Source organism: Pseudomonas sp. NPDC085632 (genome assembly GCF_044541255.1).
In the GTDB taxonomy this organism is placed as follows: domain Bacteria; phylum Pseudomonadota; class Gammaproteobacteria; order Pseudomonadales; family Pseudomonadaceae; genus Aquipseudomonas.
Map to the genome: position 1 here is coordinate 54,076 of NZ_JBITSX010000001.1, position 17,058 is coordinate 71,133.

Sequence of the window (17,058 nt, forward strand, 5' to 3'; positions counted from 1 at the left end):
CTGACACGGCAATTTCATCTGAACTTTTCCCGGCGCCGGTCGCTCGGAACCTAAGTGAGTTCATTCCGGGGCAGGCGCGGCGTTGCGAACACTGACCCGGCACAAGAGCGTCCTTTGGGCGTTAAGGAGAGATGCTCAATGACGGCTGAAAAACCTTCTGAATTAAGCTACAACCCGCACATGCCACTGTCGCAGGCCTTGCTGCTACCGCGCATTGTCATCGAAGACACCATGCCGACGCTGGATGGCGGACAGTTTGCCGTGAAGTCGATTGCCGGCCGTGAAGTGGTGGTCACCAGCAAGGTGTTTGCCGACGGCCACGACAAACTCGCCGTGCGCATCCGCTGGCGCGAGGAAGGCGAGGAGGCGTGGCAAAGCGAGGTCATGGCCGATCAGGGCAATAACGGCTGGCAAGGCCAGTTCCGCCCGGAACAGCAGGGACGTTTCCTTTATTGTATCGAAGCATGGATTGATCACTTCGCCAGTTTCCAATATGAACTGGAGAAAAAACACAACGCCGCCGTACCCGTTTCGCTCGAGTTGCAAGAAGGCCGCACGATGGTGCAACAGGCCGCTGAACGCAGCGAAGGCCAATTGAGCGAACAGCTCGCCGCGTTGCACCACGAATTGTCCGGGTTGCTCGAAACCGAGCAGGTTGCGCTGTTTCTGCACTCACGCAGTGCGCAACTGATGGCGCAAGCGGATCACCGCGCCTACTTGAGCGTCAGTCCTGAGTTCCCCATGGACGTTGAGCGTGAACTGGCTGAATTTGCCAGTTGGTACGAACTGTTTCCACGTTCGATCACCGACGATCCTCACCGTCACGGCACCTTTAACGATGTGCACTCACGTCTGCCAATGATTCAGGACATGGGTTTCGACGTGCTGTATTTCACGCCGATCCACCCGATTGGACGCGCCCACCGCAAGGGTCGCAACAATTCACTGAACGCCGGCCCGGATGATCCCGGCAGCCCTTACGCCATCGGTAGCGAGGAGGGCGGGCACGAAGCCATTCACTCGCAACTGGGCACCCGCGAAGACTTCCGCCGACTGGTGGCCGCTGCCGCCGATCACGGTCTGGAAATCGCTCTCGATTTCGCCATTCAGTGTTCTCAGGATCACCCGTGGCTCAAGCAGCATCCGGGCTGGTTCAACTGGCGGCCGGACGGCACGATCAAATACGCGGAAAACCCGCCGAAGAAATATCAAGACATCGTCAACGTCGACTTCTATGCGCCGGAGGCTATTCCCAGTCTGTGGGTCGAGTTGCGTGACATCGTCATTGGCTGGGTCGAAGAGGGCGTGAAGATCTTTCGCGTCGACAATCCGCACACCAAGCCGCTGCCGTTCTGGCAATGGCTGATCGCCGATGTGCGGGCGCTGTACCCGGAAGTGATTTTCCTCGCCGAAGCCTTCACCACGCCAGCAATGATGGCGCGCCTGGGAAAGGTCGGTTACACGCAGAGTTATACCTACTTCACCTGGCGCAATACCAAGGCTGAGTTGGCGACGTATTTCACTGAGCTGAATGAATCGCCGTGGCGCGAATGCTACCGGCCGAACTTCTTCGTCAACACACCAGACATCAACCCGGCATTTCTCCACGAATCAGGCCGTCCGGGCTTTCTGATCCGTGCAGCGCTGGCGACCATGGGCTCGGGCCTGTGGGGCATGTACTCGGGGTTCGAGCTGTGCGAGTCGGCGCCGGTGCCGGGCAAGGAAGAATACCTGGACTCGGAGAAGTATGAGATTCGCGTCCGCGACTTCACGGCGCCCGGCAACATCATTGCCGAGATCGCCCAGCTCAACCGCATTCGCCGGCAGAACCCGGCGCTGCACACGCATCTGGGCCTGAAGGTTTACAACGCCTGGAACGACAACATTCTGTATTTCGGCAAGCGCAGCTTTGACGGCAGCAATTTCATTCTGGTCGCGGTCAGCCTCGATCCGCATAACGTGCAGGAAGCGAATTTCGAACTGCCGCTGTGGGAAATGGGCCTGCCCGATGACGCGACGACCCATGGCGAAGACTTGATGAACGGGCACCGTTGGGACTGGCATGGCAAATACCAGTTCATGCGCATTGACCCGGCGTATCAACCGTTCGGCATTTGGCGAATCACCGCTACGTAATGATCGCAATGATTCAAATGTGGGAGCTGGCTTGCCAGCGATTGAGGTCTGTCTGCTTGCATCTTCATTGCTGAACCACCGCTATCGCTGGCAAGCCAGCTCCCACAATGACCGTATTTCTTCAGTTAAGACATCTTCAGAATTTTTCAGGAGTTTCACATGGCGAAGAAACCCAAGGCAGCCACCTTCATCAAAGACCCGCTCTGGTACAAGGACGCGGTGATCTACCAAGTTCACGTCAAATCATTTTTCGACTCCAACAACGACGGGATCGGCGACTTTCCCGGCCTCATCGCCAAGCTCGATTACATTGCCGACCTCGGCGTCAACACCATCTGGCTGCTGCCGTTCTACCCCTCGCCACGTCGCGATGATGGCTACGACATCGCCGAATACCGGGGCGTGCACAGCGATTACGGGACCATGGCCGACGCCAGGCGTTTTATCGCCGAAGCGCACAAACGCGGTTTGCGGGTGATTACAGAGCTGGTCATCAACCACACCTCCGACCAGCACCCGTGGTTCCAGCGTGCGCGCAAGGCCAAGCCCGGTTCGGCGGCGCGGGACTTCTACGTATGGTCGGATGACGATCAGAAATACGACGGCACGCGGATCATTTTTCTCGACACGGAAAAATCCAACTGGACCTGGGACCCGGTCGCCGGCCAGTACTTCTGGCACCGTTTCTATTCTCACCAACCCGATTTGAATTTCGACAACCCGCAAGTGATGAAAGCCGTGCTGTCGGTGATGCGCTACTGGCTGGACATGGGCATCGATGGTCTGCGTCTCGACGCAATCCCGTACCTGATCGAGCGCGATGGCACCAACAACGAGAACCTGCCCGAGACCCACGACGTCCTCAAGCAAATCCGTGCGGAAATCGACGCCAATTATCCCGACCGCATGCTGCTGGCCGAGGCCAACCAATGGCCGGAAGACACTCAACTGTACTTCGGCGACACCGATGCTGCAGGCCTCAACGGTGACGAATGCCACATGGCGTTTCACTTCCCGCTGATGCCGCGCATGTACATGGCGCTGGCCCAGGAAGATCGCTTCCCGATCACCGACATTCTGCGGCAAACCCCGGAAATTCCCGCCAACTGCCAGTGGGCGATTTTCCTGCGCAACCACGATGAGCTGACCCTGGAGATGGTCACCGACAAAGAGCGTGACTATCTATGGAATTACTACGCCGCTGATCGGCGTGCGCGGATCAACCTCGGTATTCGCCGTCGCTTGGCACCGTTGATGGAGCGGGATCGCCGCCGCGTTGAATTGCTCAACAGCCTGCTGCTGTCGATGCCGGGCACGCCGACGTTGTATTACGGCGATGAAATCGGCATGGGCGACAACATCTATCTCGGCGACCGCGACGGTGTGCGTACGCCGATGCAGTGGTCGATCGACCGTAACGGCGGCTTCTCTCGCGCCGATCCGGCGAGTCTGGTGCTGCCGCCGATCATGGACCCGCAGTACGGCTATCTGTCGGTCAACGTCGAAACCCAGGCAGGCGATCCACATTCATTGCTCAATTGGACGCGGCGCATGCTTGCCGTGCGCAAACAGTCCAAGGCGTTTGGTCGAGGCACATTGAAAATGCTCTCGCCGAGCAATCGCCGGATTCTCGCCTACACCCGTGAATTTACCGACGCCGACGGCAAACACGAAATCATTCTGTGCGTGGCCAACGTGTCGCGCAGCGCGCAAGCGGCGGAGCTGGATCTGTCGGCTTACGTTGGCATGGTGCCGGTGGAGATGCTTGGCGGTAATGCGTTTCCGCCAATTGGCCAGTTGAATTTCCTCCTGACATTGGCGCCGTACGGCTTCTATTGGTTCGCCTTGGCGGCGGAGAACCAGATGCCGAGCTGGCACGTCGAACCGGCGCAGAGCCTGCCGGACTTCACCACGCTGGTGTTGAAAAAACGCATGGAAGAACTGCTCGAAGCGCCGTCGCGTACGACGCTGGAGCAGAGCATCCTGCCGAGCTGGCTGCAGAACCGACGCTGGTTCGCCGGCAAGGATGCGGCCATCGACAAGGTGCATCTGGCCTACGGCGTGCGCTTCGGCGATGCCCAGCATCCGGTGCTGCTCAGCGAGATCGAAGTCACCAGCGGCGGGCAGACCAGTCGTTATCAACTGCCGTTCGGTTTTATTGCTGAAGATCAGGTCGGCCCGGCGTTGCCGCAGCAATTGGCCTTGTCCCGTGTACGCCGAGTGCGACAAGTCGGTCTGATCACCGACGCGTTCAGCCTCGAAGCGTTTATTCGTGCGGTGCTGCAAGGCATGCAGAACAACACGGTATTGCAGTCGGCCGAGGGTGAAATCCTTTTTGCGCCGACGCCGCATCTGGAAAAACTCGCTCTAGGGGCCGAGTCGGAAGTTCGTTATCTGTCCGCCGAACAATCAAACAGTTCGGTGGTGATCGGCAACAGCCTGGTGCTCAAGCTGATACGTAAAGTCGCTTCTGGCGTACACCCGGAACTGGAGATGAGCGCTTACCTGACCGAGGCCGGATTTGCCAATATCTCTCCGCTGCTCGGTTCGGTGATTCGCCGCGATGCCAAGGGCGAAGACAATCTGCTGATGATCGCCCAGGGTTATCTGAGCAATCAGGGTGACGCGTGGGAATGGACGCAGAACAACCTCGAACGGGCGCTGCGTGATGAGCTGGCCGATGCCATGTCCGAGCAGGAGCAGCATTACAACGCCCTCGGCGAGTTGAAGGATTTTGCCGGCATGCTCGGTCAGCGCTTGGGTGAGATGCACAAGGTGCTCGCTGCGCCGACCGACAATGCCGACTTCGCACCCCAGGTGTCGACGGCGAAGGATATGCAGGCCACCGGCAAGGATGTCGTGGCTCAGGTTGAGCACGCGTTGAAACTGCTAAAGCAGCATCAGGGCGAACTCAATCCGGTGGATCAGAAATTGGTCAAACGCCTGATCGACGAGAAGAAAACCATTCTTGCCCACGTGCAGGATCTGGCGAAAAAAGCCACGGGCGGCTTGCGCATCCGCGTCCACGGCGACTTGCATTTGGGTCAGGTGCTGGTGATCAAGGGCGATGCTTATCTGATCGACTTCGAGGGTGAACCGGCGCGGCCATTGAGCGAACGCCGTGGCAAACACAGCCCGTACAAAGACGTCAGCGGCGTATTGCGTTCGTTCGATTACGCGGCGGCGATGACTATCAACGTGCACAACGTTGACCATAGCGCCGAGTCTGAAACCGCGCGGCGTCTGGTTGCCGAGCGTTACCTGCGTGAGGCCCGTGAGGCATTTGTTCAGGCATATCGCCACGCGGCAGCTAGTCTTGATCATGCCTGGCAAGATCCTGAAGGTGCCGACGCCGCGCTGGCGTTGTTCGGCCTGGAGAAGGCGGCCTATGAAGTGGCCTATGAAGCCGAAAATCGCCCCACGTGGCTGCCCGTGCCGTTGCACGGTTTGTATGGGTTATTGACGGGGCTTAAACCCTTTTCCGATCTTGGTGGAGAGTAGTCATGAGTTTCTCGAACAAGGAACAGGGTCAGGTCAAAGAAGCACTGCTGCCCTCGGCGAAAGATATTGACGCTCTGGTGCGGGCGGAACATCAGGACCCTTTTTCCATTCTTGGCCCGCACGGCGATGGCGCTGGCGGGCAGTTCATTCGCGCTTATTTACCGGGTGCATTGAGTGTCGTGGTGCTGGACAAGGACAGCGGCGAAGAACTCGCTCCACTGGAACAGACCGAAACGCCAGGGCTGTTTGTCGGTCATTTCGCTCAGGCGCGGCCATATCAATTGCGCACGCGCTGGGCCGGTGGCGAGCAGGTTGCCGAGGATCCGTACAGCTTCGGCCAGTTGCTCGGTGAAATGGATTTGTACCTGTTCGCCGAGGGCAATCACCGTGACCTCAGTGCTTGCCTTGGCGCGCAACTGAAAACCGTTGATGGCGTCGACGGCGTGCGCTTCGCGGTGTGGGCACCGAACGCCCGGCGCGTCTCGGTGGTCGGTGATTTCAACGTCTGGGACGGGCGTCGGCATCCAATGCGTCTGCGTCATCCGTCCGGGGTCTGGGAGTTGTTCATTCCGCGCCTGCAAGCGGGCGAGTTGTACAAATACGAGATTCTCGGTGCCCACGGCATTCTGCCGCTGAAGGCTGACCCGATGGCGCTGGCCACCAGTCTGCCGCCGGACACCGCGTCGAAAGTCGCCGAGCCGCTGCAAATCGACTGGCAGGATCAGGACTGGATGAGCAGCCGTCGTGACCGCCAGAAACACTCGGCGCCGCTGTCGATCTACGAATTGCACGCCGGTTCCTGGCAATGCGAACTGGATGATCTGGGCGAAGTGGCGCGCCAGTACACCTGGCCGGAACTTGCTGAAAGGTTGATCCCGTACGTCAAGGAACTGGGTTTCACCCATATCGAACTGATGCCGATCATGGAGCACCCGTTTGGCGGCTCCTGGGGTTATCAATTGTTGTCGCAATTCGCCCCGAGTGCGCGGTACGGCTCGCCGGCGCAGTTTGCCGAATTCGTCGACGCCTGCCACCGGGCCGAGATCGGTGTGATTCTCGACTGGGTACCGGCGCATTTCCCTACCGATACCCACGGTCTGGCGCAATTCGATGGCACGGCGCTGTACGAGTACGGTAATCCGCTGGAAGGGTTTCATCAGGATTGGGACACGCTGATCTATAACCTCGGGCGCACCGAGGTGCACGGTTACATGCTGGCCTCCGGGCTGCACTGGTTGAAGCATTTCCATGTCGACGGCTTGCGTGTCGATGCGGTGGCGTCGATGTTGTACCGCGACTATTCGCGCAAGGCGGGGGAATGGGTGCCGAACCGTCATGGCGGACGGGAGAATCTGGAAGCCATCGACTTCCTGCGGCACTTGAACGATGTGGTCGAACTGGAAGCGCCGGGCGCACTGGTGATCGCCGAAGAGTCCACCGCGTGGCCCGGTGTCAGTCAAAGCACGCAGCAGGGCGGTCTGGGTTTCGCTTACAAATGGAACATGGGCTGGATGCACGATTCGCTGCATTACATTCAGCAGGATCCGGTCTACCGCGCCCATCATCACAACGAGTTGAGTTTTGGTCTGGTCTACGCCTGGTCCGAACGGTTCATCCTGCCGATCTCCCACGATGAAGTGGTGCACGGCAAGCATTCGCTGATCGACAAGATGCCGGGCGATCGCTGGCAGAAATTCGCCAACCTGCGCGCCTATTTGAGTTTCATGTGGACCCATCCGGGCAAAAAACTGTTGTTCATGGGCTGCGAGTTTGGCCAGTGGCGCGAGTGGAATCACGATCAGCAACTGGACTGGTATCTGCTGCAATACTCCGAGCACAAAGGCGTGCAGAAACTGGTGGGCGATCTCAATCGGCTGTATCGCGAAGAACCGGCACTGCACGATCAGGACGACGCGCCGCAAGGCTTTCAATGGTTGATCGGCGACGATGCGATCAACAGCGTGTATGCGTGGTTGCGCTGGAGCAAGGACGGTAAACCGGTGCTGGTGGTGGCCAACTTCACGCCGGTGCCACGTCAGGCTTATCGCGTCGGCGTGCCGTTTGCCGGGCGCTGGGCAGAATTGCTCAACAGTGATGCCGATACCTATGCCGGTTCCAATTATGGCAATGGCGGCGGGGCGTTTACCGAGGAAGTGCCGAGCCATGGTCAGTCGTTGTCGCTGGAACTGAATTTGCCACCGCTGGCGGTGTTGATCCTTAAACCTGAGGGTTGATCCCGGTAGTGTCAAACTGTGGGAGCGGGCTTGCCCGCGATGAGGCCGTCACTTTTAACATCTTTGGTGACTGACACTCCGCCATCGCTGGCAAGCCAGCTCCCACAGGGTTCTTCGGTAATCTGAAGATCACCAGCGCATCCGCACCCCAAGGCTGCCAATGATCCCGTTCAAATCATTGTCATCGACATCACTGCTGTAATCCGCACTCACATAAAGGCTCACCGCCGGCGTCACCCGCGCTACCAGCCCCAAGCCCAGTTCTACGGTGGATGACTTGCGGCTGCTGCTGATCTTGTCGACCTGATCCAGTGTCACGGTGTTGCCGGTGTACACCGTGTGCCAGAGGTTAGTGCGCACATAGGGCTCCACCGGCAGACCATTCAAATCGTAACTGCCTTTCAAGCGTGCACCGACGCGGCCGCTCCAGGCTGTCAGATCAGTGGAGGAAGCGTTGCCCGAGCCGGCATACGGCGTGTCGAGGGTGATGCGTTGATTGATTAATTGCGCCTGCGGTTCGACCACCCAGTTGTCGCTCAAGCCAATCGGATAACCGCCCTCTACCGACAAAGTCAGTGCGCTACCTTCGGTGGCCTGGCGTGCACCTTGTTCATTGCGACTGAAACCACTGACCCGGCCACCGCTGGCCGATAGATCCACGTGCCAGCCCTGGGCGCCGATCAGGCTGTAGTAGGCGCCGAGGCTCTGACCTTGCAGGTTGAGGGTGTCACTGTTCGGATCTGCCAAGGCACGGCTGGTGAGCAGACCATTGGCGTTGGCTTGAATCTGGTTGAGGCCGCCGATCAGGCCAATGGTCTGGGTATGGCTACCACCTTGCACGGTCAGCACGGCAGGACCTTTGAAGTCGCCGCTGCCGGGCGTTGCGAAACCTGAAGACAGCACATCGGTTTGCGCTTGCCGGGCACTGCGGCCATAGAGTTGATCCCAGGCGCCGGGGGCGAGGTCTTCGGTGATCAGGTTGGCGCCTTGCAAGTCCGGCCGTGGACTCAAACGCTGCGGCCCGGGGGTGATGACGGTGACGGGCAAGGTCATGACGGGCACATCCGCGCGATACCACGGTGTCGTTTCATCCGCCGCAGGAGCGGCCTGCGCCTCCATGGATGAGCACAGCAAGATAGAACTCGACACTGTGCAGAAAGTGATTTTGATCTCGTGTGGGGTGACTGAAATTTTCATGGAGGTCTACCTTGCAGGCGCATGCATTCTCTCTGTGTGGCGTCTCTCCTACCCCGAACGAGGGGCGACCGAATGGGGCGGGGCGAACCCTGACCGCTCGATTTTGCGAGTGTCCGAAGGCTCGTCCCGGATAGTGATTCCGGGGGTAGTAAGGTAGAGATAAGAAGAGTCGAGTGCAGCCGTCAAGAAATTGAACGATGAGCGGTAGTGGTAAAACAGAGTTTGCAAGCGTTTGTTTTTCTGCACATAACTAAGTGGTTGTTTGCATGGAAAAACGTGACGAAAGTCCAAGGCAGAGACGTTTTATTGCCGACGGAAGGTCTACCAGCTAATGCGCACTCCTAGATTACCTACCACGCCGCGTACGTCATTGCTGTCAATATTGCTGCTGTAATCGGTACTGGCGTACACACTGACGGCGCGGTCGAGGGTCAACACGACACCCAGGCCAATGTCCGCTGTCGAGGATTTCTGTTCGCTGGTAATCACATCGCTGTCGCCGAATGTCACCGAATCAGTGCCGGAAAACGTATGCCACAGATTGGCGCGCAAGTACGGTTCCACCGGCAGGCCACTGACCTGATAACGGCCCTTGAGACGTGCACCGAGGCGACCGGTCCAGGCACCGTCGGAATCGAACGAAACACGCGAAATACCATCGTCCTGACTGTCGAGGGAGATTTTCTGGTGGATGACCTGCGCCTGAGGCTCGATCACCCACGTATCACTGATCGGCAATGGATAACCGGCTTCGGCCGACAACGTCAGCGCGTGCCCGCGATTATCCAGTTTCACGCCGCGATCGGAATGGTTGTCGCCGTCGAAACGCGTGCCCATCACCACGGTATCGAGATACCAGCCGTAGGGATCGGTCAGCGTCCAGTACAGGCCATAGCTGTCGCCTTCGAGTTTGATCTTGCCGGCGCTGTTGTGCTGCAAACCCTCGTTGAAACCGTCGACGTCACCCTGCAAACGGCTGTGGCCGACAAAGAACCCTATACGCTGGCTCTGGCCGGCGGATGTCTGCGAACTGAACAGATCATTGCCAACCTGAAAGCCATTGAGCGAGCCGTCCAGGCGCGGGGTCACTGTCCCAGCCCAGGTCTGTTCGAAGTTCTTGCCGTAGACCCGGCCCCAGCCGGCACCGAATGTGCCGGTTTCAGTGAGCAGGCGCTGATCGCCCTGTCGATCATGAAAAGTGCCCAGCGCGTTGAGCGTCAATTGCGCAGCAGCCGGCGGCAACACTGACCAGGTCGGCACTTCCGGGCGGTACAGGGGAATCGGCGCGGCACCGGCCACGGCGGCGGGTAACACCGGCAAGGAAACGATGGGCGCCGGTTCGCCGGGTGCGCCGTCGAGGGGGGTAATGGCCGCTGCGATCGGGGTGGCCACGACCGGGACCAGAATCGGCGGCAATGCCGGATCGGGATTGGGCACGCTCATCAGTTGCGGTGCGACCACGGCTGAGCGCAAATACCAGTTGTTCTCGGTGCCGGCGGTGACGCCGCCCTTGAACAGGTAGTAATCGTAAGCGCCGGCAGACACCGGGCCGCCGAGAGTAAACGCAGTGTCGCTGCTGACCGTGCTGCCTAGTGCCTGCACCAGTTCAATGCCATTGACCTGGGTCAGCGCGCCCAGGCCGCCGACATTGCTGACACTGATGACCGTTGAACCGTCAAGGCTGCCGTTGTTGACGACCAGTCTGTCGCTCGGTGAATCATCACCCTCGACGATGCTTTGCAGCAGTAACTGACCACGGTTGCCGACATAGTTGCCTTGCACGGTCAGTGTATCGTTGGTGCGGCTGTTGCCTTGTGTCAGGTCGATGACCCCGGCGTTGTCGAGCGTCACGTTTTACCCCGCCACGGCTGGCGCAACAACACCCTGAGTCGAAAACAGAGTGCTGCTGGCGTCGATGTTCAATAGCCCCGCGCCGGTACCCGCGTCACCCAGCACCAGGGCGGACGATCCCAGATCAAGCTGCGAGCCGTTGTTGAGGTTGAGCGTTTCCCAATTGACGAACCGCGCGGGCAGGGAAGTTCGTGTGTTATCGAACGTCAGCGCATCGTTGCCGACGCCGCCATTGATACCCGGCGTCAGCGCAAGAATGCTGTCGTCAAGGTTACGCAGGGTAGCCGTGTCATTGCCGACGTCCATCAGGACCGCCGAACGGATAATCCCGCCACCGTCCCACAGGAAACGGTCATCACCGACGCTGGCGCGAATCTCGCCGACGATTTCTCCGCCACTTACGGTGAGGCTGTCGTTACCGCCGCTGACACTGATATTACCGCCGATGCGGCCGCCGGAAACGATGATGGTATCGGTGCCGAACCCGGTCACCAGATTACCGAGAATCTGCCCGCCCGACAGGTCGAAAACATTGTTGTCGAGTTTCATGTCGACCCGGCCGATCGTGCCGCCGGTCATGCGCGCGACATCGCCGTCCTCGAAGGCGCCGACGATAGTGCCACCGGTCATCAGAAACGTATCGCGGCTGTCGCCTTGGGCCAGTGAGCCGATTGAGCCACCGTTCATGATGAAATCATCGATGCCGTTGCCCTGACTGACCGCGCCAGTGATGACCCCGGCATTGATCTCGACCCGGTCGGCACCCGCGCCGAAGGTCACGCTGCCATTGATCTGGCCAGTGCTGTTGGCGGGGAAGGTCAGGCTGTTACTGCCGGCGAGATCCGTCAGTGAACCGCTGGTGCCGCTGTCACAGGTGAAGTTGTCATTGCCAGGCCCGGGCACCAGGTTGCATGCCGCAGAAGCGGGGTGGCTGGTCAACATCAGCAGAGAAGCAGGCAGGAGCAGGGCGTGCGGTATTGTCCGCAGGTGATTGGAGTAGCGCGGCATAGTCATTCCCTGTGGCAAATTCGGGGGAATTCATCCTTGGGTGTGCCATGAATTGGGCATCATCTACAGTTGATGCCCTACATCAAATCCATGGCCTAACGGATTGAATGCGCTACTCCTTGAGCTTTTTTAGGTGTAGATGAATTTCCTCACGGTACAAGCAGGGCTGACGGACGGTCTTGTCAGAATCGCGCTTACAGATGCACTTCCACCGCCAGCGGCAAATGATCGGACAGATGCGTCCACGGCTTGTTGCCGAGTATCTGCGGGTCATGACTGCTGGCATTGCGCAGGTAGATGCGGTCGAGTCGCAGCAACGGAAACCGCGCCGGATAAGTCTTGGCCGGGCGCCCGTGATGACGCTCGAAGGCTTCGTGCAGATAGTCGCGACGGGCGAGGGCGACATTGCCCTGAAGCTGCCAGTCGTTGAAATCGCCAGCAATGATTACCGGCGCGTCATCAGGCAGGGATTCGAGCAACTGACACAGCAGTTGCAACTGCAATTGCCGATGGCTTTCCAGCAGGCTCAGGTGCACACAGATCGCGTGGACCTCGGCGTGCCCCGGCACGTCGAGCACGCAGTGCAGCAGGCCGCGGCGTTCAGGCCCGGTGATCGAGACATCAAGGTTGCGGTACTCACGGATCGGGTATTTCGACAGCAGCGCATTGCCGTGGTGGCCGTCGGGGTAGACAGCGTTGCGCCCGTAAGCGAAATCGCTCCACATGCTGTCGGCGAGAAATTCGTATTGCGAAGTTTGCGGCCATTCGTTGTAACGGCTCGAATGCCGTTCGTGTTCACCCACCACTTCTTGCAGAAACACCAGATCGGCCGAGGTGCTGCGCACCGCTTCACGCAGTTCCGGCAGAATAAAGCGCCGGTTGAGCGCGGTGAAACCTTTGTGGGTGTTGACCGTCAGCACCCGGAGACGATGAATGACGGGCGCGTCGACAACATGACGCTTGGGATCGCTGGACACGTTCACTCCTCTGGATTGCGGGCCGCTTACTCATGCGACTGATGGCGAGGGGCGGCAGTTCCTTTTGGATAGTCTTCGATAACGCACCGTACCCTGTGGGAGCTGGCTTGCCAGCGATAGCGATCTATCAGGCGATGAATGAGGTGCATGTTACGGCCTCATCGCTGGCAAGCCAGCTCCCACAGGACCTCGGTGCTTCTGGCAGTCAGACAAAGACGATTTCGTAGGGCAAACGCATTCTTTCGAGAATCACCGGCGGCAACATCGGTGCAATGCCGATCGCCGGTTCGCCGTTCAGCTGACTGGCATAGGCGTGAGTGGCGTGGCTCTTGCGCGCTACGGTCCAGGTGTCGAGGCGCAGTTTGCGCGCACGCTCCCAAGGGATCATTTGCTGGTCGCGCTCGGGCCAGTGCCAGGCCCAAACCGGTACGTCATGGAACGTCGCACCGGCCTGTTCTGCCGCTTGCGCACTGGCCCGACCCACTGCTTCGTGGTCATCATTGCCATCGCCGCGCCAGGTGCTGAACACCACGTCACCGGGGCGCAGGTAACGGCTGATGAACTCGGTCACTTGCGCCTGCTGGTCGCACAAGGCGTTATCGGTGAAGCCGCCACGCACCCATTTCAGGCTGTGCATCGGCAAGCCGAGGCGGCGCAAGGCTTCGACGCTTTCTTGTGGGCGAAACACGCTCAGGCGTTTTTCCGACCACTGCCGTGAGCCCGGATGGCTGGCACTGCCGTCAGTGATCGACAGCAGTTGCAGTGGATGCTCGAGGCTTGACAGTAATTGCAGCAGTCCGCCGCAGGTGACCACTTCATCGCCGGGATGCGGCGCGATGACCACGGCGCGGGCACCATCGGGCACCAGGCTGCGAGTGTTGATGACGGGAATGTTGTCCAGTTGTGCGGCGCTGTTCCATATTTGCGCCGGCAGACTGCTGTCGTTGAGGGATAACGGTTTCATGGTCTGACGTCCTTGTGTTGTCTCGCCCTCAGTCGTGTGCGTGGCAGTGATTGCCAGACGCTACCGACCCGTGAAGGCTGGTTGAATGCCCTGCGACGCTCCGAACCCTGGATTGCCGCGCAGCAGAGTATTGCTCATGAAGCGAAGTTCGTCGCGTCACAGATCAATCTGATCCGCTTTTTTTTGCGCTATCTGTGCCAGATTTCGCAGGTAGTCACCAAAGCCACCGCGCGCACGGCTGTCGAATCGCGCACTGGTAAGCACTTGCGGGCGATGGCTCCAGGCGATGTTCGCGCCGTCGAGTTCCAGTTCCCGCACCAATTGCACATCCTCGTCGCAAGCCAGCGGTTTAAAGCCTCCGGCCCAGCGGTAGGCGTCGGCGCTGATGCCCAGATTGGCACCGTGGATATGCCGATGGCCATCGCAGGCCCGGTAATGCCGGTGATAGCGGATTTGCGCCGCTGCATCGAACGACTCGTGCCAGTGCTCGACCGTGACGGTACCGCAGACCGCGTCCGCACCCAAGCCCAACTGCGCCACCAGCCAGTCATCGGCGACGCGGCTGTCGGCGTCCGAGCAGGAGATCCAGCGTGCCCCGCGCTCCAGCAATAGCTGTGCACCCGCCGCGCGCGCCTGGCCGACATTGCGTGCGTCGATGTGCAGACTCAGCACCGGATAGCGACTGACAATCTGCGCCGAGCGGTCGGTGCAGCTGTCGAGCACCACCAGCACTTCAACGCGCTCGCCGGCCAGCAAGCCATGCCGGCTGGCGCGCATCGCCGCGCTCAGGCATTCGTCGAGCAAGTCTTCTTCGTTGTGTGCCGGGATCAGAATGCCGATCATCGCAACCCCTCCAGCGCCGCTACCGAGCGCGGTTCGCGGCTCCATATCTCAAGGATAAAGTCCGCTTCCTGATGCAAAACCAGACGCGGCAGATGCAGTTTTTCGTGGATCAGGTCGTGAACCTGCCGCGCATTCAGCGGGCAATCGTCGATCGGCGGACGCCAGTGACAAGCGAGGAACTGGCCGTCTGCAGTCAGGCAATCACTGGCCCGACGGATCACGTCTGTCAGATCTGCGCCATCGAGGTAGTAGCCGATCTCGCTAAATACGATGAGGTCGAATTTTTCCTCCGGCCAGTCGCCGGGAAGACGGTTTTGCCGCACTTCGGCGTGGTCGAACAGGCTCAACCGCGTGCGCGCCAGAGTCACTGCCGCACTGGCGGTGTCGCAGCACAGCAAGCGATCGCAGAGACTGGCCAGTTCTGCGCTCAACTCGCCGTTGGCGCATCCCGGCTCAAAGATTGCCCGGTAGTGCGGACGCGGCAGGGCGGCGAGGGTGATCGCGCGTTTGCGCTGTTCGTACCAGCGATCGCGGAAGGCCCACGGGTCGTCGTTGCCGGCAAACAGACCATCGAAATAGCGATCCTCGACACTCATAGAAACACCACTTCGAAGGGCTGCAGCAGGCGATCGAGCACATACGGCGCGAGCACCGGACCGAGTCCGGCGTCAGGGTCCCCTTCCAGTTGACTGGCGAAGGCGTGTACCGCGTGGCGCTTGCGCGCGACTTGCGCGGGCGTCAGAAGAATCTTGCGTGCGCGTTGCCACGGTACGAAGGCGTCTTCCGGGGTTGCCCAGTGCCAGGTCCACACCGGCAGTTCATGGCAACTCGCACCGACGCGGCGGGCAGCCTCGGCACTGGCGCGGCCGACGGCTTCGTGGTCGCAATGACCGTCTTCGCTCCACGTGGTGAACAGCACGTCATCGGAGCGCAGATGACGCTCGATGAAATCGACCAACTGCGCTTCCTGCGCCGCGACCTGAGTGTCGCTGAAGCCACCACGCAGCCACTTCACGCGATGCATCGGCAAACCGAGACGCCGCAACGCTTCGGCAGACTCCTGCGGGCGTACCACGCTCAGACGTTCCACCGGCCAACGACTGGAACCGGGGTGACTGGCGCTGCCGTCGGTGACTGAAATCAACTGCACAGGCCGGCCGGCCTCGGCGAGCAATTGCAGCAAACCGCCACAACCGAGCACTTCATCGTCCGGGTGCGGCGCAACAATCACCGCCCGTGCGCCCGGAGGCACCAGACTGAGGATGTCGATGCTGTCCAGCTCCGCCAGATGCCGCGAAGCCTGCCACTGATGCAGGCTCGTGCCCTGGCCGACAATCGGATTGGTTTTCATAGTGCCCATGCCTCCGTGGATTGCCCGGCAACCAGTTGCCCGAGTGCAGCCAGATCACGTTCGGCATGACTCTGACGCAGGAATACCGGCAGGTCGGCGCTGAGCCGGGCAAAGTGTCGATCCTTGCAAAACGGCCCGGCGCCGAGGGCGCGACCGACTTCACGCATCACCTGCTCAACTGACTGTTCGACCACCGCACGGGCACGACGGGCGAGCAGTTCGGCGTTGTCTGCGGGATGTGCATCGATGTGCAGGGCGCTGAAACGCAGCACATCGGCGGCCGCCTGCAAGGCGCTGTCGACCGCGCCGAGATGGGCGAGGGCGTGCGGCTCCGGGCGCTGCCCACACTGCGCGCGCAACGCTTCGGCAATTTGCCTTGCGGCGCCGTACCAGCACGCCGCTATTCCGATTCCGCCTTGCCAGAAACCCGGTCGTTGCAGATAGTCGCCGGGATTGCCGATGGCCTGCGCTTCGGCGCCGTCGAACAGCACCTCGACGCTGCCGGTGGCGGCCATGCCAACGGCTTGCCAGCCTTGTTCGGTGACGGTCACGCCCGGTTGATCGAGGGCGACGGCCACCAGCTGTTGCTGATCCTCGGCATCCCACGCGGTGAGCAAGGCATGGCTGAGCACGGCGGCCCCGGAGCACCAGGCCTTGCGCCCGTGCAACGCGACCATGTGCCCGGCCGGGCTGACCTTGACTCGTGCCTGCGGTGGTTCAGCCGCCCACATGCCCCAGGTGCTGCCCGGCGTCGGCGTGCCGCCCAATTGCTCGATGATCGCCAGTGCGTCGGTATGGCCTTCGAACAGTTTGCACAAACCGAGGTCATGCCCGCCGACTTCCGCCAACTGCTGAAAACGTTCCAGCGTGCGGCCACTGCCCGGCAACGGCAAACGATCCAGCCCGGCTTCGACCAGCGCCCGCAGACAATCGCCGAGCGCTACGGTGTGCGGATAATCTGCCGGACGCCGGGCGAGATAACGGTGCAGATCCATA

General features: G+C 60.3%; 10 protein-coding genes and 1 pseudogene. 3 read left to right on the forward strand and 8 right to left on the reverse strand.

Annotation, left to right across the window (positions count from 1 at the left end; translation table 11 throughout):
• Positions 1-138 precede the first annotated feature (138 nt).
• The 3 genes from ACIF4X_RS00215 (at position 139) to glgB (ending at position 7,871) form a co-directional block, all read left to right on the forward strand.
• On the forward strand, positions 139-2,136 hold the full coding sequence (locus tag ACIF4X_RS00215) for an alpha-1,4-glucan--maltose-1-phosphate maltosyltransferase (RefSeq protein ID WP_397480429.1): 1,998 nt from the start codon (positions 139-141) through the stop codon (positions 2,134-2,136).
• A 159-nt stretch (positions 2,137-2,295) separates the two neighbouring features.
• Positions 2,296-5,637 carry a maltose alpha-D-glucosyltransferase gene (gene treS, locus ACIF4X_RS00220; RefSeq protein ID WP_397480430.1) on the forward strand — a complete coding sequence of 1,114 codons (3,342 nt, stop codon included), beginning with the start codon at positions 2,296-2,298 and terminating at the stop codon, positions 5,635-5,637.
• Positions 5,638-5,639: 2 nt separating this feature from the next.
• Complete coding sequence (glgB, locus tag ACIF4X_RS00225) at positions 5,640-7,871, forward strand: 1,4-alpha-glucan branching protein GlgB (RefSeq protein WP_397480431.1); 2,232 nt, start codon at positions 5,640-5,642, stop codon at positions 7,869-7,871.
• Between the two features lie 129 nt (positions 7,872-8,000).
• Here glgB and ACIF4X_RS00230 read toward each other — a convergent pair whose 3' ends face one another.
• The 8 genes and pseudogenes from ACIF4X_RS00230 to ACIF4X_RS00265 form a co-directional block, all read right to left on the reverse strand.
• Positions 8,001-9,068, reverse strand: a complete 1,068-nt coding sequence (locus ACIF4X_RS00230) for an autotransporter domain-containing protein (protein WP_397480432.1) — start codon at positions 9,066-9,068, stop codon at positions 8,001-8,003.
• A 321-nt stretch (positions 9,069-9,389) separates the two neighbouring features.
• A pseudogene (locus tag ACIF4X_RS00235) lies at positions 9,390-11,861 on the reverse strand (autotransporter outer membrane beta-barrel domain-containing protein).
• Between the two features lie 260 nt (positions 11,862-12,121).
• The gene (locus ACIF4X_RS00240) at positions 12,122-12,904 is read right to left on the reverse strand and encodes an endonuclease/exonuclease/phosphatase family protein (protein ID WP_123375378.1); all 783 of its coding nucleotides are present in this window, start codon (positions 12,902-12,904) and stop codon (positions 12,122-12,124) included.
• Positions 12,905-13,109: 205 nt separating this feature from the next.
• Positions 13,110-13,868 (reverse strand): PIG-L deacetylase family protein, encoded by a 759-nt coding sequence (locus tag ACIF4X_RS00245; protein WP_397480433.1) that lies wholly within the window; start codon positions 13,866-13,868, stop codon positions 13,110-13,112.
• A gap of 156 nt (positions 13,869-14,024) precedes the next feature.
• Entirely contained in the window at positions 14,025-14,711 is a 687-nt protein-coding gene (locus tag ACIF4X_RS00250; RefSeq protein ID WP_397480434.1) for a glycosyltransferase, read from the reverse strand.
• Positions 14,708-15,307 (reverse strand): SAM-dependent methyltransferase, encoded by a 600-nt coding sequence (locus ACIF4X_RS00255; RefSeq protein ID WP_397480435.1) that lies wholly within the window; start codon positions 15,305-15,307, stop codon positions 14,708-14,710. Before ACIF4X_RS00255 ends, ACIF4X_RS00250 begins: the two co-directional genes overlap by 4 nt.
• A complete protein-coding gene (locus tag ACIF4X_RS00260) occupies positions 15,304-16,062 on the reverse strand; it encodes a PIG-L deacetylase family protein (RefSeq protein WP_397480436.1) in 759 nt (252 codons plus the stop codon). Before ACIF4X_RS00260 ends, ACIF4X_RS00255 begins: the two co-directional genes overlap by 4 nt.
• A complete protein-coding gene (locus ACIF4X_RS00265; protein WP_397480701.1) occupies positions 16,059-17,057 on the reverse strand; it encodes an acyl-CoA dehydrogenase in 999 nt (332 codons plus the stop codon). Before ACIF4X_RS00265 ends, ACIF4X_RS00260 begins: the two co-directional genes overlap by 4 nt.
• Position 17,058 lies beyond the last annotated feature (1 nt).

What these genes read in the sequence shown, in the direction of transcription:
- ACIF4X_RS00215 (WP_397480429.1), top strand. Translation starts at nt 139, where the DNA reads ATGACGGCTGAAAAACCTTCTGAATTAAGCTACAACCCGCACATGCCA.
- treS (WP_397480430.1), top strand. Translation starts at nt 2,296, where the DNA reads ATGGCGAAGAAACCCAAGGCAGCCACCTTCATCAAAGACCCGCTCTGG.
- glgB (WP_397480431.1), top strand. Translation starts at nt 5,640, where the DNA reads ATGAGTTTCTCGAACAAGGAACAGGGTCAGGTCAAAGAAGCACTGCTG.
- ACIF4X_RS00230 (WP_397480432.1), bottom strand. Translation starts at nt 9,068, where the DNA reads ATGAAAATTTCAGTCACCCCACACGAGATCAAAATCACTTTCTGCACA.
- ACIF4X_RS00245 (WP_397480433.1), bottom strand. Translation starts at nt 13,868, where the DNA reads ATGAAACCGTTATCCCTCAACGACAGCAGTCTGCCGGCGCAAATATGG.
- ACIF4X_RS00250 (WP_397480434.1), bottom strand. Translation starts at nt 14,711, where the DNA reads ATGATCGGCATTCTGATCCCGGCACACAACGAAGAAGACTTGCTCGAC.
- ACIF4X_RS00255 (WP_397480435.1), bottom strand. Translation starts at nt 15,307, where the DNA reads ATGAGTGTCGAGGATCGCTATTTCGATGGTCTGTTTGCCGGCAACGAC.
- ACIF4X_RS00260 (WP_397480436.1), bottom strand. Translation starts at nt 16,062, where the DNA reads ATGAAAACCAATCCGATTGTCGGCCAGGGCACGAGCCTGCATCAGTGG.
- ACIF4X_RS00265 (WP_397480701.1), bottom strand. Translation starts at nt 17,057, where the DNA reads ATGGATCTGCACCGTTATCTCGCCCGGCGTCCGGCAGATTATCCGCAC.